This window comes from Pseudoalteromonas sp. GW168-MNA-CIBAN-0100 (assembly GCF_040309225.1).
Taxonomy (GTDB): Bacteria; Pseudomonadota; Gammaproteobacteria; order Enterobacterales; family Alteromonadaceae; genus Pseudoalteromonas; species Pseudoalteromonas arctica.
In genome coordinates this window covers 46,780-68,934 of the sequence record NZ_JBEOOL010000005.1, presented here as the reverse complement: position 1 = coordinate 68,934, position 22,155 = coordinate 46,780, and the positions used below count along the sequence as shown (strand labels likewise).

Genomic DNA, 22,155 nt, shown 5'->3' with positions numbered 1-22,155 from the left:
TCTTAAAACTCGCCTTGGAACCATTTAGTAATGCGGTTCCACCAATTATTGTTATCCTCTGCTTTCGACTTTTGTGCATTCATCGATTGCATGGTACGCCCGTATTGTAACAAACCAACAGCGGTTGCGTACGAAGGATCATCTACATAGTCTGTCAAACCAACCATCCCGATTGGCTTGCCTATTCTTACTGGCATTTGGAAGATGTCTTCTGCCACCTCCATCGCGCCAGTCATTTTAGCAGTTCCGCCTGTAATAACGAGACCTGCCGCAATTTGGTCTTCTAAGCCTGAACGACGAATTTCTTCCATCGCAAGCTCAAATAATTCTCTAAAACGAGGCTCTACCACCTCAGATAATGTATGGCGCGACATTAACCTTGCTGGTCGTCCGCCTACACTTGGTACTTCAATTGTGTCTTCGCTACTTGCCATTTGGCTACTAGCACATGCGTATTGTACTTTGAGTGACTCGGCATGTGATATAGGTGTGCGAAATATTTTTGCAATATCACCAGTAACTTGGTTACCCGCCACTGGAATAACCGCAGAGTGACGAAGTGCGCCATTAATATAAATGGTGATATCCATAGTGCCGCCACCAATATCAAGTACTGCAACACCTAGCTCTTTTTCGTCATCTGTTAGTACAGAATAACATGACGCTAATGCAGTAAAGATAAGTTGATCGACTTCAAGACCACAGCGCTCTACGCATTTCTCGATATTTTTTGCCATATCGTTTGAGCACGTAATAATGTGTGCACGCGCTTCCATACGAACACCACTCATACCAAGTGGGTTTTTAATGCCCTCTTGCATGTCGATACTGTATTCTTGCGGCAATGCATGCAGCATTTTACGCTCTGCCGAAATAGGCACAGAACGCGCAATATGAATTACATTTTCAATGTCTTCGTCAGTGACTTCGGTATTATTAATTGCCACCACGCCACTTTCGTTTTGGCACTGTATATGTTTGCCAGAAATACCCAAATACACAGAGCTAATACGACAATCAGCCATTAACTCGGCTTCGTCTATTGCTCGGCGAATAGACTCAGACACTAAGTTTAAATCGTTAACGCCGCCTTTATCCATACCATGAGATACTTGGCTGCCCACACCAACAATGCTGAGCTTGTTATCTGCGGTGATTTCACCTACCGTGGCAACCACTTTCGAGGTGCCAACGTCTAACCCTATTACTAGGTTTCTTTCTGCTGACTTAGTCATGCCTTACTCTTATTTTGTAATTGTTCTTCTTGCACTGGCTTAAAGCTGACTGCAAGGCCGGTATCATACCGTAAATCTATTGTATCTACTTGTGCATCTGCACGTTGTTCCATTCGTGGATAAACGTCTATAAAACGTTGTACACGCTTGGCTTTATCTTTACGTCCTAAATTTAAACGTATTCCGTTATCTAACCATAGTTGCCACGAAAAGCGCTCCGACAATGCCAAACTTGTTAACGTTAAGCCGTTAACTTTTAGCATTTCATCAAATTGCTTAAAAGCAATCCACGCTTCTTCTTCGCTGCCTTCTGGGCCGTATAACTGCGGTAAGTCATGATCTAACTTATCGCTGCTGGCTTGAAATGCCTGACCACTTTGGTTGAGCAATAAGTCGCTATTCCAATGTGCTACTACTTCATGTTCAACAACATATACTTGTATAGTATCAGGCCATTGTTTACGCACCGAAGCGGTAGCAACCCAGGGTAAGTCTTGAACTAGCTGCTGCACATGCTTGACATCGAGTTCAAAAAAACTACTTAAATCGGCTTTTTTAATCGCTTTTATAATTGCCGTTTCATCTGTGTATTTAGGCTGCCCTTGCACTGTAAGGTGCTTAATTTGAGCATCTTTGTTTTCAACTAACCAATCCGATACACCTGTTGTAATTTGCACTAAGCCAATTACAACTATCAGAAAAAAGCTCACACCAAAAATCAGAGACCAATTAAGTTTCAGTTTGATTTCCTGAGCTTTTTCTAAAAGGGGATGCATATTAAAGCGTTTGCTCTAAAATGCGAACAACTAATTGTTCAAAAGTTGCCCCATTCGCTTTTGCCGCCATTGGCACTAACGACTTTTCAGTCATGCCTGGTACTGTATTTACTTCAAGCAGGTAAAAGTTACCTTGCTCGTCTTGCATCGCATCAACACGGCCCCAACCACTTGCGCCCACTAAATCAAATGCATCTAGCGATATAGCTTGTAAGTACTTAGTATCTTGCTCTGATAAATCTGCAGGGCAATGATACTGCGTTGTATTTGATTGATACTTAGCTTGGTAATCGTAAAAACCATTAGGTGTAGTCATCTCAATGACTGGTTGTACTTCGTCGCCAAGCACTGTAACTGTGAATTCACGTCCCGTGATCCACTGCTCTACAAGCACTTGATTATCAAATTTAAATGCATTAGCTAGTGCGTCTTCAAGTTCTTGTGCTGTACTTGCTTGCGCCATACCTATGCTTGAGCCTTCGTGCGATGGCTTAACCATTACCTTTTTAAACTCACCCATAATAGCTGCAGCATCAAAGCCTTTTTTAGCGTCAACTACGGCATAAGGTGCAGTGCTTAAACCCGCTGATTTAAATAAGTGCTTACAACGTACTTTATCCATAGCAAGTGCTGAACCCAGTACATTACTGCCCGTGTAAGGCAGGTTCATAAATTCAAGCGCACCTTGTACAGTTCCGTCTTCGCCACCACGACCATGCAAAGCAATAAAAACGCGCTCTACATTTAATTCTTTTAACTCCCACAAAGAACGACTTTGCGGGTCAAATGCAATTGCATCAATGCCACTATTTTGCAGCGCATTTAAAACAGCCTGACCCGATCGTAAAGACACTTCACGTTCTGCTGAGTTACCACCTAGCAGTACCGCTACTTTACCAAATTGTGTGTTTACCTGAGTCATACTTCACCTTGCTTAAGTTTTTCTATCGACATACCCGTCGCAGCTAATGTTTTAACTAACTGACCTATATTACCAGCGCCTTGGGTTAATACTAAATCATTATTTTGTAAATTTGCGGCCAAAACGCCTGCAAGCTCTGCATTTGTTGCTACATGCAGCGGCTCTTTGCCACGTTGACGAAGGCTACGGCATAAGCTTTTGCTGTCTGCGCCAACAATAGGATCTTCACCAGCGCTATACACATCAAGCAGTAGCAACTGATCTACATCAGCAAGTACTTTTACAAAATCTTCGTATAAGTCGCGTGTACGGGAAAATCTATGAGGTTGATATACCATTACTAAACGCTTATCAGGCCAACCTTCACGTACTGCTGCAATTGTTGCTGCAACTTCTGAAGGATGATGCCCGTAATCATCAACTAACATGACATTGCCACGCTCGTTTTCGAATTCACCATAGTGTTGAAAACGACGACCAATACCTTCAAACTTCTGCAGCGCTTCTAAAATTGCATGATTCGCAATATTTTGATCTTTTGCCACAGCAATCGCAGCGGTTGCATTAAGTGCGTTGTGTCTACCTGGCATATTCAACGTGGCAGTTAAACACTCACCTTGCTTGTTAGTTACTGTAAATGTGCATGTATTAGCTGATTGGCTAAAGTCGCTCATGCGATAATCAGCATCCTTCGATTCGCCATACGTAATAACTGGGCGACCAAAGCGCGGGATAAGTTCAGCAGCAACTTCAGAATCAATACATACAACAGCTAAACCATAAAACGGCAAGTTATGGATGAAATCTACATACGTGTCTTTCATTTTTTCAAGACTGCCGCCATAAGTATCCATGTGATCTTCTTCAATATTTGTGATCACTGATACCATTGGCTGTAAGTGTAAAAACGACGCGTCGCTTTCATCAGCTTCTGCAATTAAGAAATCACTTTTGCCTACTTTTGCGTTACTACCTGCGCTATTTAACAAGCCACCAATAATAAAGGTTGGATCAAGCCCTGCTTGTCCATAAATACTCGCAATTAAGCTTGTTGTCGTTGTTTTACCATGCGTACCCGCAATGGCTATACCGTGGCGAAAACGCATTAATTCAGCCAACATTTCTGCGCGGCGAACAACAGGAACTCTTGCGGCTTTAGCTGCAATAATTTCAGGATTTGTTTCATCAATCGCACTTGAAACAACGACTACATTGGCATCTTTCACGTTATTTTCATGATGGCCTATAAATACTTCTGCACCGGCTTTAATTAAACGATCTGTCATAGCGCTATGGGCAATGTCAGAACCTGTAATACGGTAGCCTTCAAAAGCGAGTACTTCAGCAATACCGCCCATACCTGCTCCACCAATACCAATAAAGTGAATGGTTTCTATTCGGCGCATTGCAGGGCGTGTGTGTTTTTCTTGTACTGACGTTTCTTTCACTTATTTTCTCTTATTTGTTACTTGCTCACAGTGCGTTGCTACGCTTGCTGTGGCATCTAAAATGGCTTGTTTTTTTGCATTTGTAGCCATTTCAGTAATTAATGAAGGTTGGGCTAAATACGGGCTTAATAGTTCAACAATTGATTGTTTATTAAACTGCCCTTGTGGCATTAATAATGCGCCATTAGCCATCACTAAATATTGTGCGTTCGCTGTTTGATGGTCGTCCACGGCATGTGGAAACGGAACAAAAACGGCCATTTTACCTGCCGCTGCAATTTCGCTAACAGTTAACGCACCAGCACGGCAAACAACAATGTCAGCCCAGCTATACGCTGCGTCCATATCATCAATAAATTCAGCTATTTTTGTATTACTGCCTGTAAAAGCATGCATTTTATAAGCTGCTTCTACGGTAGTTAAATGACCCTTACCTGTTTGATGCCATATACTTATTGGAGCTGTATTATTTAGTACTTTAAATGCTTCTGGTAATGTTTGATTAAGCACTTGTGCACCAAGCGAGCCGCCCACTACTAAAATATTAATAGGGCTTGATACATCGCGTTTGGCTATATTCATAACGCTTTGGCGAACTGGGTTACCTACTAGCTCGGCTTGACCCTGTGCAAAAGCATTTGGAAATGCAGCTAATACTCGTGTAGCCACCTTGGCTAGCAGTTTATTGCTCATACCCGCTACAGCGTTTTGCTCGTGAATAACCAGCGGGATACCTAAACTTTTTGCTGCAATTCCCGTTGGACCCGTAACATAACCGCCCATTGCAAGTACTACATCAGGACGCTGCTCTTTCAATACCTTACGCGCCTGCAATACTGCATTAATTACCATGAATGGGGCTTTAATAAGACGCTTTAATCCGTTACCACGAACACCTTTAACGTTAATAAAATCAATATCTATATTGTGCTTAGGTACAACGCTCGCTTCCATTCGATCTGGTGTGCCGATCCAGCTAACTTGCCAGCCCTGCTGTTTTAAATAATCGGCCACTGCAATACCGGGAAAAATGTGTCCGCCAGTTCCACCAGCCACTACTACTAATTTTTTACTCATCGCTTACCTCCGCGTGAGGTGGCTTGTTTGGTTGCCATTTTGGTTTCAAAATCTACGCGTAATAAAATACCCGTGGCAATAGTCATAATTAATAAGCTTGAGCCGCCATAAGAAATAAACGGCAGGGTTAAACCCTTCGTCGGTAAAATACCCGCGCTCGCACCTACATTCACCATGGTTTGAAATGCAAACCAAATACCAATGGCAAATGAAAAGTAGCCTTCGTATTCCTTGCCGCACTTAAGGGCTTGTTGGCCTATTAATAAGGCTCTAAATACTAAAGTAGCTAATACCGTTAAAATACTTACAACGCCTATTAAGCCAAGTTCTTCACCTATAACGGCAAAAATAAAATCGTTATGTGCTTCAGGTAAATATTGTAGTTTTTGTACACTGTTACCTAAGCCTTGACCAAACCAACCACCTTGGCTATAAGCCATTAGCGATTGAACCAATTGGTAACCCTTTCCAAAAGGATCATCCCAAGGGTCTAAAAAGCCGACAACACGCGCCATTCGATATGGTTCAACAATAATCAGTAATACAACCAAACCGACGCCAGTTAGAATAAGTACAAAGAACTGCCATAATTTAGCGCCAGCTAAAAACAGTAAACCAACCGTTGTTACAAACATAACAACCACTGTGCCTAAATCTGGCTGCAGCAGAATAAGCAGTGCATACACTGCAAATACAGCAATTGGCTTTGCAAAGCCTTTAATATTTTCTTGTACTTCTTCGCGTTTTCTTACCAAATAACCCGCAATATAACTAAAAAAGTACAACTTAGCGGCCTCAGCCACCTGAAAACCAACAGGTCCAATAGGTATCCATCGTTTAGCGCCGTTTACTTCACGCCCAATAATCAATACCGCTATTAATAGCACCATGCCTAGTATTAATAGATAAGGGTTTGATCGTTTCCACCACTCCATTGGCACACAAACGCTTATCCAAAAAAGCACAAAAGCCATTGCTAAAAACATGCTGTGGCGAATGGTAATATGGTACGGGTCATCAAATAACCGCTCTGCGGTAGGCATTGATGCGCTGGTCACCATGATAAAACCAACACCAATTAGCATTATTACGCAGTACAATAGCGGTACATCGTATAACTGCGCCGAAGGCTTAGGTGTTAATGCGTCTCTTATATCGGCAAAAGCAATCATAACGCCCCTGCCATTACACACTGAACAAAGTCATCACCGCGTTGCATATAGTTGTTATACATATCAATGCTGGCACATGCGGGTGCTAATAAAACAATATTGCCTGTACTACTAAGTACTTTGGCCAAAGTAACGGCTTCTTCCATATTGTTAGTTAAATAACTCTTATTGGTAATCGCAGCTAAGTCACTTGCATCTTTACCAAAACAAATTAATGCTTTTACATGCTGTTCTATGTAGGGTTTAAGCGCATTTAAATCAGCACCTTTGGCATCGCCACCAGCAATAACAATCAGATTTTCACCGTCACTAGCTAAACTATCTATTGCAGCAATGGTCGCTCCAACATTAGTTGCCTTTGAATCGTTAAAATACTTTACACCGTTAAGCTCAGCTACAAATTGGCAGCGATGAGCCAATCCATTAAATTGATCTAACGCATTTTTATATTGCTCTTTGCTGACTTCAAACGGACTTAAGAGCGCCATTACTGCAAGCGCATTTAAATAATTGTGCTTACCCACTACCGCAAGCGTATCAACAGGTAAAAAGGCATCGCCTTTAACCATAAAGTGAGTTTCGCCATTGTGCTGCGCTAAATGGTAATCACCTTGTTGAGCACCAAAGCTAATTAAAGGGGTTGTACCGCGTTCAACTGGATGTGTTTGACTATCGTCTGCGTTGACAACAATAAGCTCTGCGAAATTATAAATACTTAGCTTTGAGTCTATATAAGCTTGGTAACTGTCGTAGCGGTCAAGGTGATCTTCTGACACATTTAATACCGTTGCACTTACTGGTTTTAAACTCGTTGTGGTATCTAACTGAAAACTCGATAACTCAAGCACATACACATCAAAATCATCATTGAGTAAATCAAGTACCGCTGTGCCAATATTCCCACCCAAAGCAACTTTATAGCCGGCTTCTTTTAACACTTCATAAGCGAGCGTAACCACGGTTGATTTACCGTTAGAGCCCGTTACTGCAACAACAGGTTTTGAATTAATACGTGCAAATAACTCAACGTCGCCAATCACTTCAACACCTACGTTAATTGCATCTGCAACAGCTGGTATTTTTAAGCTAAGCCCAGGGCTTATAATAATCATATCGCTTGAACAAAGCTCTACGTCATCCAAATTACCGAAGTGGGTATCTAGAGTTGGCGCGTGCTCTTTTAACCAATCAATCCCCGGCGGGGTTACTCGGCTATCAACGACCTTTGGTGTTAGGCCATGAGATAATAGAAAACGCACAATGCCCAGACCGGTTACACCGAGTCCGAGCACTGTTATTTGTTTGTTTTTTATCTCGTTTAAATACTGCATTTATCGAATCTTTAAAGTAGCTAAGCCAGCAAGCACTAGCACAACAGAAATAATCCAAAAGCGCACAATAACGCGAGGCTCTGGCCAACCTTTTAATTCATAATGATGATGAATCGGCGCCATTCTAAAAATGCGTTGTCCGCGTAATTTATACGACCCCACTTGTAATATTACCGATAGCGCTTCCATTACAAATACACCGCCCATAATAATAAGCAGTAACTCTTGGCGTACTAAAACAGCAATAATACCTAATGCGCCACCAAGTGCTAATGAACCCACATCGCCCATAAATACTTGTGCTGGGTAAGTGTTAAACCATAAAAAGCCAAGCCCTGCGCCCACAATGGCAGTACATACAACCACAAGCTCACTCGCCAGCGGTAAATGTGGAATATGTAAGTAAGCCGAAAAGTTAATATTACCTGTTAAGTAAGCAATAATTGCCAATGCCGAAGCCACTAAAATAATTGGCACAATCGCCAAGCCATCTAAACCATCGGTCAGGTTTACCGCGTTTGATGTACCTACTATGGCAAAATACGTAAGCACGATATAAAACAAACCTAATTGCGGTAATACGTCTTTAAAAAATGGAACAACAAGTGATGTTTCAGATGCTTGTGCACTGGTAAAATACAAAGCAGTAGCTACAACTAATGCAATGACCGACTGCCAAAAGTACTTCCACTTAGCAATTAAGCCTTTTGGATCTTTACGAATAACTTTACGGTAATCATCAACAAAGCCAACAATACCTAAAGAGCCAATTACAAACAGTGTTGCCCATACGTATTTATTTGATAAATCGGCCCAAAGTAGCGTGCTGGTAAAAATGGCCGCTAAAATAAGTAAGCCGCCCATAGTCGGTGTACCCGACTTAGACAAATGCGATTGCGGACCGTCGTCTCGAACTGTTTGGCCTATTTGCATACGTTGCAAACCACGAATTAACTTAGGTCCTAAATAAAGAGACATAATTAGCGCAGTTAAAATACCTAAAATGGCACGTAGCGTTAAATACGAAAAAACATGAAAACCACTAAAATACTGTGTTAAATACTCTGCCAGCCAAACTAACATTATGATACTCCATTGATGGCTTGTTGCTGGCCATTAACTAAATCGGTTACTAATAATTCCATGCGAGAACTGCGCGATCCTTTCACTACTATTGTTGTTTTAGTATTCACTTTATTAATACTTTCTTGAATTTTTTGCTGCATCTGTTCGCGGCTCGAAAAGTGGCGATTAGGTAGTTCAAACACATCACTTGCGTATTTACTTAATACACCTAATGTAAATAACTCATCAATACCTTGCTCAAGTGCATACTCGCCAACTTCTTGATGGTACTTACGTGCATCTTCACCTAGCTCACCCATGTCTCCAAGTGCTAAAATGCGGTGACCTTGCATATCACTTAACAAGTCAATCGCAGCCTTTACAGACTTAACATTGGCATTATAGGTATCATCAACCACGGTGAGTAAATCAGACACTTCAATTAAATTAACGCGCCCTTTTACATCAGCCATTGTGGCAAGTGCATTGGCTATTTCTTCAAGGGTTACGTTAAATTCACTGGTCAGTGCAGCAGCGATAAGTGCATTACTAATATTGTGCTTACCCGGAAGTGCCAAGGTAACAGGTACTTGCTTGTTTTTAGTGCAAAGCGTAAAGCTTGCACGCGCATTGGCATCAAGCGTGATGTTCTCTGCCCAAATATCTAGTTTTTCAGTTGTAGAAAAACGTTTAACATTACGCCCTTCAAGCTTATCTAACCAATATTGGCTAAATTCACTATCGCAGTTAACAATCGCAACGCCATCATCTTTAAGGCCATCAAAAATCTCACCTTTAGCTTTTGCGACGCCCATTAAACTACCAAAACCTTCTAAGTGGGCTGCTGCAACATTACATACAACGGCTACATCTGGTTTTGTCATTGCAGTGGTGTAAGCAATTTCACCTAAGTGATTTGCACCCAGTTCAATAACCGCAAAACGATGTTGAGGCTCTAAGCGCAATAACGTAAGTGGGACGCCAATATCGTTATTAAAATTACCTTTAGTAGCTAATACATCACCGTGAACCGACAAAATTGCCGCACACATTTCTTTTACGGTGGTTTTGCCTACACTCCCTGTAATTGCAATTGTTTTAGGCGCCACTTGTGCCATAACAGCGGTGCCAATTGCACCTAGTGCAATACGTGTATCGCTTACTATAAATTGTGGAATATCTACATCAACTTTGTGCTGAACAATAACGCCAATAGCGCCCTTTTGTTTAGCCTCAGCTATAAATTTATGACCATCAAAATTTGGCCCTTTCAGTGCTAAAAACACTTCACCATCGCACACTGTACGAGTATCAGTATTTATATTAAGCACGTGTTGATTATCACCTTGATAATCGGTTGTTAGCACATTAGCTAACCAATCAAAATCCATTGGGATCATTGTGTTATCCCTCTTACTGCTTTTTTTAGTTGTTCTTGTACATACCGGCGATCGCAAAAGTCGATTCGCTTATCGCCTATAATTTGATAATCTTCGTGGCCTTTACCTGCAATCAAAATAACGTCATCAGCTGTAGCATTTTCTATAGCAAAACGAATTGCAGTTGCTCTATCAGCCTCTAAATGTGCATTTTGAGGATGGGTTAAACCGCCTGCTACATCTGCAATAATGTCATCAGGGTTTTCTGAGCGAGGGTTATCACTGGTAATAATAACTTTATTAGCGTTTTGCTCTGCAGCTTGCGCCATCAATGCACGCTTACCTTTATCTCTGTCGCCACCGCAACCAAATACACAACTTACACCACCTGGCACATGCAGCTGTAATGCTTGTAATGCAAGTGCAAGTGCATCGGGTGTATGTGCGTAATCAACAACACACGTCGGCATGCCTGCTTGGCTAAATGCTTGCATTCGCCCAGCTACTGGCTGTAACTGCGCACAACCTGAAACTAATTGCTCAAGCGGATAACCAAGCCCTAGTAATGTAGCGATCGCGGCCGTTAAGTTATATAAATTAAATTCGCCAAACAGAGGCGATTTAATCGACATATCACCCCAACTAGTCGACAACTGCGCCGAAATACCTTCACTTGAATATTCAACATCAGAAAAATAAACGTACTGAGCATTCTTAGGGGCTAAGTTTTTGCGGCCATAACAGATTAGGTTATTAAAATCATACTTTTCAAGCCATTGCTCAGCTTGAGAATCATCTTGATTAAGCACTACAACTTGCGGCTCAAAATCACGGAAAAGCATTAGTTTCGCATCACCGTAACTTGCCATATCACCATGGTAATCTAAGTGATCGCGCGAAAGATTAGTAAACACAGCCGCTTTAAACGCGCATTTAGCAACACGCTGCTGCACTAACCCATGAGATGACACTTCCATGGCTACCAGCTTTTTATGCTGCGAATTTAAATCGCTCAAAATATGCTGTAAATCAACCGTTGAAGGTGTGGTATTAATCAGTGGAATTAAGTTATCAGGATGACCATAACCCAAAGTGCCAATAATAGCCGAATCAGTACTGCAAAACTGCGCTAAGTGGGCAATCATTGCTGTGGTTGTCGATTTACCGTTTGTACCTGTCACACCAATTAAATCAAGAGCCTGACTTGGCTGGCTATAAAAGCGACTTGCTAATTCTGGAAGCTTTTTATCAAGCTCCGAAACTAAATATAGTGGCTCAAAACTTGTTTCAAATTCACATAATCTGTCAGCAATAATAGCTGTTGCGCCATTTTCAATTGCTTTATTAATAAATTGACCGCCATCAAGTGCATGGCCTTTAATAGCAACAAATACATCACCTGGCGTTACTTCACGGCTATCAAGGCGTAAATGTTTTACCAGTTGCGAGGGCGCATCTATTTCGATGTATTTTAAAATATCCTTTAAATCACGCATCGTTATCTTTACCTTGTACGTACGCAACCTCTTCCTTGTCAGGCGCTACGTTTAATATTCTTAATGCGTTAGAGATGATTTCTGCAAATGCAGGGCCAGCGGTGGCACCTCCATAGTACACATCACCACCTGGTTCATTAATCATAACTACCACGGCTAAACGAGGATTACTTGCCGGCGCTACACCTGCAAAATAACCTACATATTCATCACCATAACCACCTGCTACGGCTTTTTTAGATGTACCTGTTTTACCAGCTGCACGATACCCATCAACTTTTATGTTGCGAGCAGTACCGTCTTTTTCAAATACACTTTCCATCATGTGCACTACGGCTTCTACGTCTTTTTGTTTAAAAATACGTTCGCCTTCAGGTATATTGTCTTGCTTTAAAATAGTCAGTGGTCGATTAACTCCACCAGCGCCTAACATGGTATAAAAGCGCGCCATTTGCGCAGTACTTACCGAAATCGCATAACCAAATGATAAAGTGGCAATTTCAAAGTCAGACCAACGACGATTTGGATAAAACAAACCGCTGCTTTCACCGACCATGCCTGTTCCAGTATCACTACCAAAGCCTACTTTTTGGTATAAACCAACAAGGTAATCTTTAGGCACTAACTGAGTAACCTTCGCAACTCCCATGTTTGAGGAGTACTTTAGTATTTCGCGCAGTGTTAGTTCGCCGTGATTACGGGTATCTCTCACTAAACTACCACCTAAACGCATCCAACCTGGGTAGGTATCAATCGTGTCATCTGCCTGAATGGCGCCGTAGTCTAGCCCAGCCAAAATGGCTAGAGGCTTAACAGTTGAGCCTGGTTCAAACAAATCTGTAATTGCGCGGTTACGACGTTTATGAGGTGCAGCATCGCTTAAGTTGTTTGGATTAAATGAAGGGCTATTTACCATTGCCAGTACTTCACCGGTTTTAACATCAACTACCATAGCTGAGCCCGATGTGGCTTTATAAGTCAGTACAGCTGATTTTACGGCCTTGTACGCAATGGCTTGAATTCGTTGATCAATACTTAGTTCTATACTTTCTGGCTCTACACGTTCACGCTCGTCAAGTACTTCTACCTCACGCCCTTGTGCGTCTTTACGAATGGTACGGCGGCCTTCCTCGCCCGTTAAAGCGTTTTCGTATAGCTTTTCAATGCCTTCAATGCCCTTACCATCGATATTGGTAAAACCAATAACATGCGCGGTAACTTCACCTGCAGGGTAGTAGCGTTTAGATTCATCTAGTAAATGGATACCAGGGAGGCGTAAATCACCAATATAATTTGCTACAGCAGGAGTAACTTGGCGCTTTAAATACACAAAGCGACGCGAAGGATCGTTTAAAAGTCGAGAATTAATCTTTTTAGGATCAATACGCAGCACATCTGCAAGCTCACGCCAGCGTAAATCGTTTTTATAATAAAGTGCAGTACGCTTATCAAGCTCAACAGTGTTTTCAGTTAAAGATAAGTGATCTTCGCCGCTTTTGCGTGCTTGTTTGATTACTTTAGATACAAGCGATTTATGTAATGCTTTAGGATCAGCATATACACTTACCACAGGCACACTTACCGCTAATTCTTTACCATTGCGGTCAAAAATCATTCCGCGTTGCACATGCAGTTTTTCAACACGTACCGTACGTTTATCACTTTCTGAACGTGCTTTATCAGGTTCTATCACTTGTAAATAAGCAGCGCGAGATACGAGTGTTACAAACACCATAAACACAACTGTACACACCAGCATAAAGCGCCATGTGATTAAATTAGTGACTGGTTTTTTGCCTCTATTTCTCATTGTACTATTATTACCTGCTCATCTTGACTCGTAGGTCGTTTCATTTTTAATTGTGATATAGCAACTTCTTCAATGCGTGCATGTTGCGAATAAAATTCTTCTTCAACAAGTAAGTAGCGCCACTCTAAATCGAGTTCATCACGTTCTTGTAATAATTGATCTTGCTTTATAAGTTGCCCACGAGCTAAATGTGTTGTTTGCACAACAGCTAAACTAGAAGCGAATATCACAACCAACAAGGCCGAGGTTAGCTTGTTAGCACCTAGGCCTTTTAATATTTCAAAGAATAAATTGGGTTGACGATAGCTCGCTTTTTTACTCATCCCAACCTCTGTGCAATCCTAAGTACAGAACTACGAGAACGTGGATTACGTTCTACTTCAACAGTACTTGGCTTAATAGCCTTACCCACTGCTTTTAACGTCAGGTTTTTATTTATTTGCGCATCAGTTAAAGGCAGACCTCTGGGTAACACTTCTCCCCTACTCTGTTTTCTAATAAACTGTTTTACAATACGATCCTCTAGTGAGTGAAACGAAATCACCACTAAACGTCCGCCTGGCTTTAGCACTTTAACTGCAGACTGTAGCGCTGTTTGAATCTCTTCAAGCTCGCTATTGATATAAATACGAATCGCCTGAAAAGTACGTGTTGCAGGGTGCTTAAACTTATCTTTTACCGGTACTGCTTCATCAACAAGGTCAGCAAGTTGCTTGGTTGTTGTGATTGGCGTGTGCTCACGAACTTCGAGTACTTTGTGTGCAATGCGTTTACCAAACTTTTCTTCGCCCAGTTTTTTTATTACGTGGGTAATATCATCTAACTCGGCTTCTGCTAACCACTGTGCAGCACTGCGACCTGTTGTTGGGTCCATGCGCATATCAAGTGGCCCATCTTTCATAAAACTAAAACCACGCGCAGCGTCATCCAGTTGTGGCGACGAGACACCAATGTCTAATAAAATGCCATCCACTTTACCAATGAGATCGTTCTGCTCTGCTACTTCGTATAAATTTGAAAAACGAGTATGTGCAATCGCAAAACGTGGATCATCAGCAAATTTTTCGGCTGATTGTATCGCTTGTGGATCTTGGTCAATTGCTTGCAGGCGACCTTCATCACCTAGGCGTGCTAAAATTTGTCCAGAGTGGCCGCCACGTCCAAACGTACCATCCATGTATATACCGTCTGGCTTAATTGCGAGGGCATCGATGGTTTCGTCCATTAATACGGATACGTGTTCAAATTGCGCTGTCATTAGCTATTATTTGCCTTTTTTTGTGCTGTTAGAGTGTAAAATTATCTAAATCTTGGTTAGGTTCAAAATCGCCAAGCCTTTCAAGCTCAGTATCTTGCTGCATTTGCTCGTGCCAACGCGCCTCATCCCAAATTTCAAATTTATTCATCAAACCAACTAGCATGATTTTTTTGCCAAGTGATGCATGAGCCCTCAGTGACGGCGCAAGCAAAATTCGACCATTTTTATCAAGTTGATATTCAGTAGCATTCCCGAGCAACATACGCTGCATTCGACGGGCTCGTGGGTTCATATTGGAGATTTTAGATAAACGGCTTTCTATTTCGAGCCACTCAGCCAGCGGATACAACCATAAACACGGCTCATTTAATGCGACGGTACAAATAACCGTTCCCTGATCTTCAGACAATAGAGATTCTCGGTACTTAGTCGGTACCGCAAAACGCCCCTTATCATCCAAACTCAGTGAACTCGCGCCACGAAACATAAAAAACCTACTTTAAAATTGTTTTATTCAACTTTTGTTTATTTTTATCCAGTGTGATCCACTAAAAACCACTTTTTACCACAGTGCTCCAGTTTAGGGCTTGACAAGCCATTTTGTCAAGTAAGCTGACCAGCTTTAGTAAGTCCCAAAGCTAGAAAAAATAAGGGCTCAAGCGAAGCGTTTGAATTACGTGGGAAAAAGTGGGATTGTGATGAAAAAAATATCTATTCTGTTTTTTATAACTTTCTGTTTACACGCTTTGCTTACTGAATAACCAATGAATATTTACAACTTTTTAAGCATTTTCACTCCCTTTGTAAAATTTACCTAACCGTGTAGTAATAGTTACTGTTTGCTTTAAATTACCAAATATGAAAAGTTATATATAAACAACAAAAACCAATAAAATCAATAGGTTAAAACAAATAACAAGTTTGGTTTAATCATTGCATCATCTAAATCACTATTTAAATTTTTTAACTTATTAAGGATTGATTATGGCTACTGCAACAAATACGAAACCAAACACAACTTCAGATGTTAAGCCTGACGTTAAACTAACAAATACTGAATCACCTCTTACAGAGAAAGCAACATCAGCGGCGCACGATGCTGTAGATGCACTTTCTAGCAAAGCAGCAACAGCTGAAAGCAGTGTTCGTAAAGGCGCTTCGAGTTCAGCAGAAGCACTAAGCGAAAAACAGCTTATTGCACGCGAAAAGTTAAGTGAATGTACAGCTAAAACCCGTGCATTTGCTTCTGAAAATCCATTAGCAACCGCGGGTATTGCTTTTGCTGCGGGTATGCTGATTACATCACTATTTCGTCGTAAGTAATCAGTGATGAATAACCCACAAACAAGCGCAGCCAAGGATGGTGAAGCGCAAAACCAAACAACTGAGCAGCAGAGCCAAAAGGACGATTGGCAAGATCATATTGCAAAGCTTTTAGAGTACTCTAAGCAGCTCAAGGATGATTACCAAACTCAAGGAAAGATCACCCATCAGCTTGCTAAAGCTGAATGGCGGTTATCGCTTAGATCGCTTGCATTGATCACTATATTCTTAGGCTGTTTTGCCAGTGGTTTGGTTTTGTTGTGGGCAGGATTTCTAGGTGCTGTTGGATACGGTGTATATGATCTTTTTGGGTCAGTATGGCTAAGTATTGCAACAGCTACTTTGCTGCAAGTTGCTTGTTTAGCATGGCTTTGGAAAAATACGGTTTACCTAAGCAATAAAATTGGCTTTAGTAAAACACTTAAAAGCTTAAAACAACTGTTTAACTTATAAGGAAATTACTATGTTAGTTAACTACTTAATTAAAGCACCTAATGAAAACGTTGATGCTCTGAGTAAGCAAACGGATACGCGCAGTGAGTTAAAACGCCAACATCATGCAGCGTTTCAATATAGACTAAAGCGTTTTGCCGCAACTAAAGTGGGACTAACAAGTGCCTTTTTAGCCGGTGCAGCTGTACAAGCAGGAAAAGGCGAAACCAGCTTGGTAAGAAAATACGGCTGGCTTGTTAGGTTGTTTGCTTAAACGTTAAACATTTCTACCGTGATCAGATAAGTAACCAACACTTGGGCCACTTGGCACAACTTGTGTTGGATTGATCATTGTATGGCTAAAATAGTAATGACGTTTAATGTGGTAAAAATCAACTGTCTCTGCTACTCCCTTAACCTGATATAACTCTCTAAGGTATCCGCTCAAAGCAGGATAGCTTTCAATTGTGCGTAAATTACATTTAAAGTGACCAACGTACACACTATCAAACCGAATGAGAGTGGTGAATAATCGCCAATCTGCCTCTGTGAGGTTATCCCCTGTTAAATACCGCTGCTTGCTCAGTATCCCCTCTACTGTATCGAGTGCTTTAAATACATCATTAAATGCCTCTTCATACGCATCCTGAGTTGTTGCGAACCCCGTACGATAAACACCATTATTTATACTTGGATAAATCAACGCGTTTAATTCATCAATTTTTGGTTGCAGCGTCTCAGGATAGTAATCATCTTTATTACCTGTTAATTCATTAAATGCACTATTGAACATACGTATAATATCGGCAGACTCATTACTGACAATTTTATTTAACTTTTTATCCCACAATACAGGTACGGTGACTCGCCCGGAATACTTAGGATTATTTTTTGTATACACTTGATGTAAGTAGTTACTATTAAATAAAGCATCACCAGTACTGTGGTTTTGCGTATCAAAAGCCCAACCACTATCAAGCATATCAGGGCTAACAACCGACACCGTAATTAAATCTTGTAACCCTTTTAACGCTCTAAATATAAGCGTTCGATGCGCCCAAGGACACGCAAGTGATACATATAAATGATACCTGTTCGCTTGTGCTTTAAAACCGGCCTCGCCCGTTATTCCAGCGCTACCATCAACAGTTACCCAGTGACGTAACTGCGCCGCCTCGCGCTCAAACTTACCGTTACTTGAATCGGTGTCGTACCATTTATCTTGCCATTGACCGTTAACTAATAATCCCATAAAACTCTCCTAAAAATACCGTTAAATTTTGCCAAACTCGCCGTTTTGATAATCACGCACTGCTTGCTGTACTTCAGCTTGAGTCGTCATTACAAACGGCCCCATATGAGCAATCGGTTGATTGAGTGGATCGCCGGCTAAAACCAATACACCAGCGCCTTGTTCAGAGCTAATATTAATATCACTACCTGGTTCTAAAATAAGTAACTTGCCCGCTGGTATTGTTTGATTGTCGCTCATTATTAGTGAGCCGCTATGAATATAAAGCATTACTTTTTGTTGGCTAATAGGTTCTAAATTCATGCTTTTACCAGCGGGTAATGTAATATCAGCGAGCGCCGCATTAGCAGCTAAACTTTGCAGAGCGCTTGTAAGCGTTTCACTTTCGAACTGCCACGATCCCGCAAGTGCTTTTAACGTCACACCTTGCGTATTTGTAAAACTCGGAGCTGGGTTTTTAGTAGTATCTTGATAACGTGAATCACGCATTTTTTCTGCGCTTGGCATGTTGATCCAAATTTGAAAGCCATGCAGTCCATCTACAGCATCCGCGAGTGGCATTTCACTGTGCATGACGCCGCGCCCTGTACTCATCCATTGCACATCACCTGCTTTAATTGCTTCTCTGTTACCCATTTGGTCACGATGTTCAAAGCCACCTTTTAGAATATAAGTAAACGTTTCAATACCTCGGTGCGGATGCTCAGGAAAGCCTCCCATATAATCTTTTTTGTCGTCTGACTTAAGTTCATCAATCATTAAAAAGGGATCTAAATATTTACCATCAAACCCTGGTATGCGGCTAATGCTTACGCCGTCGCCATCTTGAGTTGCATAAGCTGTAAGTATTTTTGATATTTTCATTTTTTAATTCACTCTAAAGAATAAGTTTATGAGGCTATTAAATCATTCATTAAACAAAACAACTATGTCTTTAAATCGACCTTAACATTCCAAAAAATAGAACCATAATGATTCATTGGTTACATTTTCAACCTTATAATTACTATGGTTATTTGGAGTGAATTTGGCTACAATTGTTATTGCAAAATACAAAACTAAGGAATGGTTATTTTTACTTATTCTCTCAAACATCAGCTTTATCGTTTACTTATATTGCTAAGTATTCCGGGCACCGCTGTAATTATTTTTACACTGCTGCTTGAACGCGATCACTCTATTGAGCAAAGCGAAAAAAAAGTAGAAAATATTGCTAAGCAATTAATTTTACAGCAAAAGCACTTAGTCGATGATATTGACCGTTTAGCGCGTTATTTGGCTAAAGAGGAAAGTAAGAAAGAAAATTTAGCAACGACCTGCCCTAATTATTTTAATCAATTTAGATCTATTTACGCACATGTTGCCAATATCGGGATTATAGATCCAAATGGCATTGTTATATGTACAACAAGCGGGTTAGCCAAAACAATTAATATTGCCGATCGGGCGTATTTCCAAAACGCCTTAAAAAGTAACCAATTGTCGGTAGGTTATTTTCAGCACGACCGAAGTCTGCAAAAAAACACCCTTAATTTTGCGTTACCTATTATTAATAAAAAAAATGTAATTCAGGGCGTTGTAGTTATCGTTGTTGCGCTTGACTGGTGGAACAATGCTTTTAATGACATTGAACTTCCGCCAGGTTCTATTGCTGCAATTGCTGATTCTAACGGAAAAATTTTAGCGCGTTATCCACCTACAACGGCCGCGCTTGGCGATAATATTGCACAGACTTTATTAGCAACTGATTCTTCGATTGATAATGAGGCATCAACAAAAGTAAAATCCATTGAAGGTGAAGCCCGAATGCTTCATCACTCTGTTATTTACAGCGATCCAAGTAATAACAGCTTAAATATACATATCGCACTTCCTGTCACACATGCTTTAAAGCAAATAAATAATAATTTTTTTATAGCGATTGGTGTGTTTATTTTATCGCTGCTGATACTGTCTTTAATTGCACGTAAACTACTTAAAACCAGCATTATTGACCCAATTAATAATCTAACAAATGCAACAAACGTATTGGCTAAGGGCGAAATGCCGTCACAAAAAATACAACCCAATAATCCAGAGCTAAATACTCTCTATCAGCGTTTTAAATCAATGGCGCAAACTCGGTTAACAGCTGAAGCTAATTTAAAAAACAAGCATGATGAGCTTACTAGCTTGCTTAATACTCTGCCCGATAGTTACGTTAGAATTAACATCCATGGCGATATTCTCAACATAACAGGACAGTTTAAGCCTCAAGTAAATCCTAACAGCACTGTAGTACCTCATTTATCATCAATTCTTTCACACAGCAATGTTCAGCTTTTGTTATCGCAGTTATCTAAACTTGATGTTTCGAGCAATTTAGAATTCACACTCGAAAAATCAGATCCTAAACGCAGCTTTGAAGCACGTATTAGCGCAATGCAAAGTAAAAATGAATACGTTGTTGTGCTACGAGATATAACACAACGAAAAGTAAATGAAGAAGCACTCCACCTTGCCTCACTAGTGTATAACAACAGTAGTGAAGGCATGGCAATCACCGATCCAACGGGCATTATATTTGATGTAAATCCTGCGTTTTGTAAAACGACTTTATATAGTAAAGAAGAAGTTATTGGCCGGTCCTCTTCAATTCTTTCATCAGGAAAACATGATAAGAATTTTTACAATAAAATGTGGTCTGAATTACAGCAAACAGGCCGCTGGCAAGGCGAGGTTATTAACCGTAAAAAGAACGGGCAGCTTTACTCTGAGTGGCTCACAATCGATACTATTTATGATACAAACAACGCACCTATTCGTCGTATCGCGATATTCACAGACCTCACAGAAAAAAAACAAGCTGATGAAACCATTTGGCGACAAGCTCATTTTGATCACCTAACTGACTTACCAAATCGTTTAGAGTTAAAGGAGCGATTAAATCAACGATTTTCAAATGTTGTTACTCCAGATAATCAATTGGTTGTCATGCTTTTAGATATTGATCACTTTAAAGATATTAATGACACATTAGGCCATCACTATGGCGATAACTTATTAAAACTCGTATCTCAGCGTATAGTCCAGTCGGCAAAAAACGCTGAGTTTGTGGCACGAATTGGGGGAGATGAGTTTGTTATTGTATTTAGTCACATTAAAAGTACGCGCCATATTAATCAAATTGCGAGTAATATTTTACTTAGTCTATCGTCAGCTTTGCATCTTGAAAACGAAGAGTTATTTATTAGTGCAAGCATAGGCATTGCTTGCGCTCCTAATGATGGTGAAAATACTGAACAGCTTTTAAAGGCAGCCGATCAGGCTATGTATAAAGCAAAAAGTAATGGTCGTAACTGTTTTGAGTTTTTCTCTGCTGACATGCGCGAATATGCACACGCGCGCATGGTGCTATTAAAAGACTTACGAAGTGCCATAGAACTTGAACAGTTTGAGTTATTTTATCAGCCCATAGTTGCTTTAAATGATTTACATATTCATAAAGCTGAAGCGCTTATTCGTTGGCAACATCCCGAAAAAGGCCTAATTAGCCCTATCGCATTTATCCCACTTGCTGAAGAAACCAGGCAAATAAATGCAATTGGTCAATTTGTATTTGCCCAAGCTTTGCAAACACTTAACGATATAAAAACACTAACCGATGATACTTTTCAAATAAGTGTAAACGTATCGCCAGTGCAATTATCCACGCCAGAGAGTGGCATAGATGAATGGTACGATATGCTAAAAGCAGCAAAACTACCTGCTTCGTCAATTGTCGCAGAAATAACTGAAGGCTTAATGGTTAATCCTGAAGCACTTACGCAAAGACGCCTAAAAGAAATAGTAAAATCAGGAATGCAGCTTGCTCTTGATGATTTTGGTACCGGGTATTCGTCGCTCGCTTACTTACAAGAAATGGACACCGACTATTTAAAAATAGATAAACGTTTTGTTGATAATATTCAAATAGGCAGCCAAGAACTTGCATTGTGTGAAGCCATCATTGTTATGGCGCATCAGTTGGGCTTAAAAGTAATCGCCGAAGGAATTGAAACTAAATTACAAATGCAGCTACTGCTTGAAGCAGGATGTGATTACGGTCAAGGTTATTTATTTTCAAGACCTTTAAATAAAAGCAGTTTTATGGCACTTCTAGCTGATAAAAAAGTAGCTTTGTTAAAATAAATAGACAAA

At 40.6% G+C, this 22,155-nt stretch carries 20 protein-coding genes; 4 read left to right on the top strand and 16 right to left on the bottom strand.

What is annotated here, in order from left to right:
• Window positions 1-2: 2 nt before the first annotated feature.
• From ftsA to mraZ, 14 genes are read right to left on the bottom strand one after another with little or no spacing between them, the layout of a single operon-like run.
• On the bottom strand, window positions 3-1,235 hold the full coding sequence (gene ftsA / locus AAEY62_RS04235; protein ID WP_007582937.1) for a cell division protein FtsA: 1,233 nt from the start codon (window positions 1,233-1,235) through the stop codon (window positions 3-5).
• On the bottom strand, window positions 1,232-2,011 hold the full coding sequence (locus tag AAEY62_RS04230) for a cell division protein FtsQ/DivIB (RefSeq protein WP_024590214.1): 780 nt from the start codon (window positions 2,009-2,011) through the stop codon (window positions 1,232-1,234). The genes ftsA and AAEY62_RS04230 overlap by 4 nt, the downstream gene beginning before the upstream one ends.
• Window position 2,012: 1 nt before the next feature.
• Window positions 2,013-2,933, bottom strand: coding sequence for a D-alanine--D-alanine ligase (locus tag AAEY62_RS04225; protein WP_010554298.1), 921 nt, complete (start codon window positions 2,931-2,933; stop codon window positions 2,013-2,015).
• Window positions 2,930-4,381, bottom strand: coding sequence for a UDP-N-acetylmuramate--L-alanine ligase (murC, locus tag AAEY62_RS04220; protein ID WP_002957994.1), 1,452 nt, complete (start codon window positions 4,379-4,381; stop codon window positions 2,930-2,932). Before murC ends, AAEY62_RS04225 begins: the two co-directional genes overlap by 4 nt.
• Entirely contained in the window at window positions 4,382-5,458 is a 1,077-nt protein-coding gene (gene murG, locus AAEY62_RS04215; RefSeq protein WP_024590212.1) for an undecaprenyldiphospho-muramoylpentapeptide beta-N-acetylglucosaminyltransferase, read from the bottom strand.
• On the bottom strand, window positions 5,455-6,630 hold the full coding sequence (gene ftsW / locus AAEY62_RS04210; RefSeq protein ID WP_007582927.1) for a cell division protein FtsW: 1,176 nt from the start codon (window positions 6,628-6,630) through the stop codon (window positions 5,455-5,457). The genes murG and ftsW overlap by 4 nt, the downstream gene beginning before the upstream one ends.
• Window positions 6,627-7,961, bottom strand: a complete 1,335-nt coding sequence (murD, locus tag AAEY62_RS04205) for a UDP-N-acetylmuramoyl-L-alanine--D-glutamate ligase (protein WP_350634629.1) — start codon at window positions 7,959-7,961, stop codon at window positions 6,627-6,629. The genes ftsW and murD overlap by 4 nt, the downstream gene beginning before the upstream one ends.
• Window positions 7,962-9,044, bottom strand: a complete 1,083-nt coding sequence (mraY, locus tag AAEY62_RS04200; protein WP_007582922.1) for a phospho-N-acetylmuramoyl-pentapeptide-transferase — start codon at window positions 9,042-9,044, stop codon at window positions 7,962-7,964.
• A complete protein-coding gene (locus AAEY62_RS04195; protein ID WP_342879352.1) occupies window positions 9,044-10,426 on the bottom strand; it encodes a UDP-N-acetylmuramoyl-tripeptide--D-alanyl-D-alanine ligase in 1,383 nt (460 codons plus the stop codon). The genes mraY and AAEY62_RS04195 overlap by 1 nt, the downstream gene beginning before the upstream one ends.
• Window positions 10,423-11,901 (bottom strand): UDP-N-acetylmuramoyl-L-alanyl-D-glutamate--2,6-diaminopimelate ligase, encoded by a 1,479-nt coding sequence (gene murE / locus AAEY62_RS04190; protein WP_350634627.1) that lies wholly within the window; start codon window positions 11,899-11,901, stop codon window positions 10,423-10,425. The genes AAEY62_RS04195 and murE overlap by 4 nt, the downstream gene beginning before the upstream one ends.
• Window positions 11,894-13,711, bottom strand: a complete 1,818-nt coding sequence (locus AAEY62_RS04185) for a peptidoglycan glycosyltransferase FtsI (RefSeq protein WP_010554293.1) — start codon at window positions 13,709-13,711, stop codon at window positions 11,894-11,896. Before AAEY62_RS04185 ends, murE begins: the two co-directional genes overlap by 8 nt.
• Window positions 13,708-14,034 carry a cell division protein FtsL gene (ftsL, locus tag AAEY62_RS04180; RefSeq protein WP_007582915.1) on the bottom strand — a complete coding sequence of 109 codons (327 nt, stop codon included), beginning with the start codon at window positions 14,032-14,034 and terminating at the stop codon, window positions 13,708-13,710. The genes AAEY62_RS04185 and ftsL overlap by 4 nt, the downstream gene beginning before the upstream one ends.
• Complete coding sequence (rsmH, locus tag AAEY62_RS04175) at window positions 14,031-14,969, bottom strand: 16S rRNA (cytosine(1402)-N(4))-methyltransferase RsmH (RefSeq protein WP_008167099.1); 939 nt, start codon at window positions 14,967-14,969, stop codon at window positions 14,031-14,033. The genes ftsL and rsmH overlap by 4 nt, the downstream gene beginning before the upstream one ends.
• A gap of 28 nt (window positions 14,970-14,997) precedes the next feature.
• Window positions 14,998-15,456 (bottom strand): division/cell wall cluster transcriptional repressor MraZ, encoded by a 459-nt coding sequence (gene mraZ / locus AAEY62_RS04170; RefSeq protein WP_197187820.1) that lies wholly within the window; start codon window positions 15,454-15,456, stop codon window positions 14,998-15,000.
• 497 nt (window positions 15,457-15,953) lie between these two features.
• Between mraZ and AAEY62_RS04165 the strand changes: the two genes are divergently transcribed.
• From AAEY62_RS04165 to AAEY62_RS04155, 3 genes are read left to right on the top strand one after another with little or no spacing between them, the layout of a single operon-like run.
• Window positions 15,954-16,292, top strand: a complete 339-nt coding sequence (locus AAEY62_RS04165; protein ID WP_010554292.1) for a hypothetical protein — start codon at window positions 15,954-15,956, stop codon at window positions 16,290-16,292.
• Between the two features lie 6 nt (window positions 16,293-16,298).
• Window positions 16,299-16,745: a threonine/serine exporter family protein gene (locus AAEY62_RS04160; protein WP_024590208.1), complete on the top strand. Its 447-nt coding sequence runs from the start codon at window positions 16,299-16,301 to the stop codon at window positions 16,743-16,745.
• Between the two features lie 10 nt (window positions 16,746-16,755).
• Window positions 16,756-16,998, top strand: a complete 243-nt coding sequence (locus tag AAEY62_RS04155; RefSeq protein WP_024590207.1) for a hypothetical protein — start codon at window positions 16,756-16,758, stop codon at window positions 16,996-16,998.
• 3 nt (window positions 16,999-17,001) lie between these two features.
• Here AAEY62_RS04155 and AAEY62_RS04150 read toward each other — a convergent pair whose 3' ends face one another.
• Both AAEY62_RS04150 and AAEY62_RS04145 read right to left on the bottom strand, forming a co-directional pair.
• Window positions 17,002-17,976, bottom strand: a complete 975-nt coding sequence (locus tag AAEY62_RS04150; protein WP_197236763.1) for a glutathione S-transferase family protein — start codon at window positions 17,974-17,976, stop codon at window positions 17,002-17,004.
• A gap of 21 nt (window positions 17,977-17,997) precedes the next feature.
• Window positions 17,998-18,840 carry a pirin family protein gene (locus AAEY62_RS04145; RefSeq protein WP_350634626.1) on the bottom strand — a complete coding sequence of 281 codons (843 nt, stop codon included), beginning with the start codon at window positions 18,838-18,840 and terminating at the stop codon, window positions 17,998-18,000.
• Between the two features lie 201 nt (window positions 18,841-19,041).
• Here AAEY62_RS04145 and AAEY62_RS04140 point away from each other — a divergent pair, with 201 nt between their 5' ends.
• The gene (locus AAEY62_RS04140) at window positions 19,042-22,146 is read left to right on the top strand and encodes a bifunctional diguanylate cyclase/phosphodiesterase (RefSeq protein ID WP_350634625.1); all 3,105 of its coding nucleotides are present in this window, start codon (window positions 19,042-19,044) and stop codon (window positions 22,144-22,146) included.
• Window positions 22,147-22,155: the final 9 nt, after the last annotated feature.

What these genes read in the sequence shown, in the direction of transcription:
- AAEY62_RS04225 (WP_010554298.1), bottom strand. Translation starts at nt 2,933, where the DNA reads ATGACTCAGGTAAACACACAATTTGGTAAAGTAGCGGTACTGCTAGGT.
- rsmH (WP_008167099.1), bottom strand. Translation starts at nt 14,969, where the DNA reads ATGACAGCGCAATTTGAACACGTATCCGTATTAATGGACGAAACCATC.
- murD (WP_350634629.1), bottom strand. Translation starts at nt 7,961, where the DNA reads ATGCAGTATTTAAACGAGATAAAAAACAAACAAATAACAGTGCTCGGA.
- murE (WP_350634627.1), bottom strand. Translation starts at nt 11,901, where the DNA reads ATGCGTGATTTAAAGGATATTTTAAAATACATCGAAATAGATGCGCCC.
- AAEY62_RS04150 (WP_197236763.1), bottom strand. Translation starts at nt 17,976, where the DNA reads ATGGGATTATTAGTTAACGGTCAATGGCAAGATAAATGGTACGACACC.
- mraY (WP_007582922.1), bottom strand. Translation starts at nt 9,044, where the DNA reads ATGTTAGTTTGGCTGGCAGAGTATTTAACACAGTATTTTAGTGGTTTT.
- ftsA (WP_007582937.1), bottom strand. Translation starts at nt 1,235, where the DNA reads ATGACTAAGTCAGCAGAAAGAAACCTAGTAATAGGGTTAGACGTTGGC.
- ftsL (WP_007582915.1), bottom strand. Translation starts at nt 14,034, where the DNA reads ATGAGTAAAAAAGCGAGCTATCGTCAACCCAATTTATTCTTTGAAATA.
- AAEY62_RS04145 (WP_350634626.1), bottom strand. Translation starts at nt 18,840, where the DNA reads ATGAAAATATCAAAAATACTTACAGCTTATGCAACTCAAGATGGCGAC.
- ftsW (WP_007582927.1), bottom strand. Translation starts at nt 6,630, where the DNA reads ATGATTGCTTTTGCCGATATAAGAGACGCATTAACACCTAAGCCTTCG.
- AAEY62_RS04195 (WP_342879352.1), bottom strand. Translation starts at nt 10,426, where the DNA reads ATGATCCCAATGGATTTTGATTGGTTAGCTAATGTGCTAACAACCGAT.
- AAEY62_RS04230 (WP_024590214.1), bottom strand. Translation starts at nt 2,011, where the DNA reads ATGCATCCCCTTTTAGAAAAAGCTCAGGAAATCAAACTGAAACTTAAT.
- AAEY62_RS04140 (WP_350634625.1), top strand. Translation starts at nt 19,042, where the DNA reads ATGGTTATTTTTACTTATTCTCTCAAACATCAGCTTTATCGTTTACTT.
- AAEY62_RS04155 (WP_024590207.1), top strand. Translation starts at nt 16,756, where the DNA reads ATGTTAGTTAACTACTTAATTAAAGCACCTAATGAAAACGTTGATGCT.
- mraZ (WP_197187820.1), bottom strand. Translation starts at nt 15,456, where the DNA reads ATGTTTCGTGGCGCGAGTTCACTGAGTTTGGATGATAAGGGGCGTTTT.
- AAEY62_RS04185 (WP_010554293.1), bottom strand. Translation starts at nt 13,711, where the DNA reads ATGAGAAATAGAGGCAAAAAACCAGTCACTAATTTAATCACATGGCGC.
- AAEY62_RS04160 (WP_024590208.1), top strand. Translation starts at nt 16,299, where the DNA reads ATGAATAACCCACAAACAAGCGCAGCCAAGGATGGTGAAGCGCAAAAC.
- AAEY62_RS04165 (WP_010554292.1), top strand. Translation starts at nt 15,954, where the DNA reads ATGGCTACTGCAACAAATACGAAACCAAACACAACTTCAGATGTTAAG.
- murG (WP_024590212.1), bottom strand. Translation starts at nt 5,458, where the DNA reads ATGAGTAAAAAATTAGTAGTAGTGGCTGGTGGAACTGGCGGACACATT.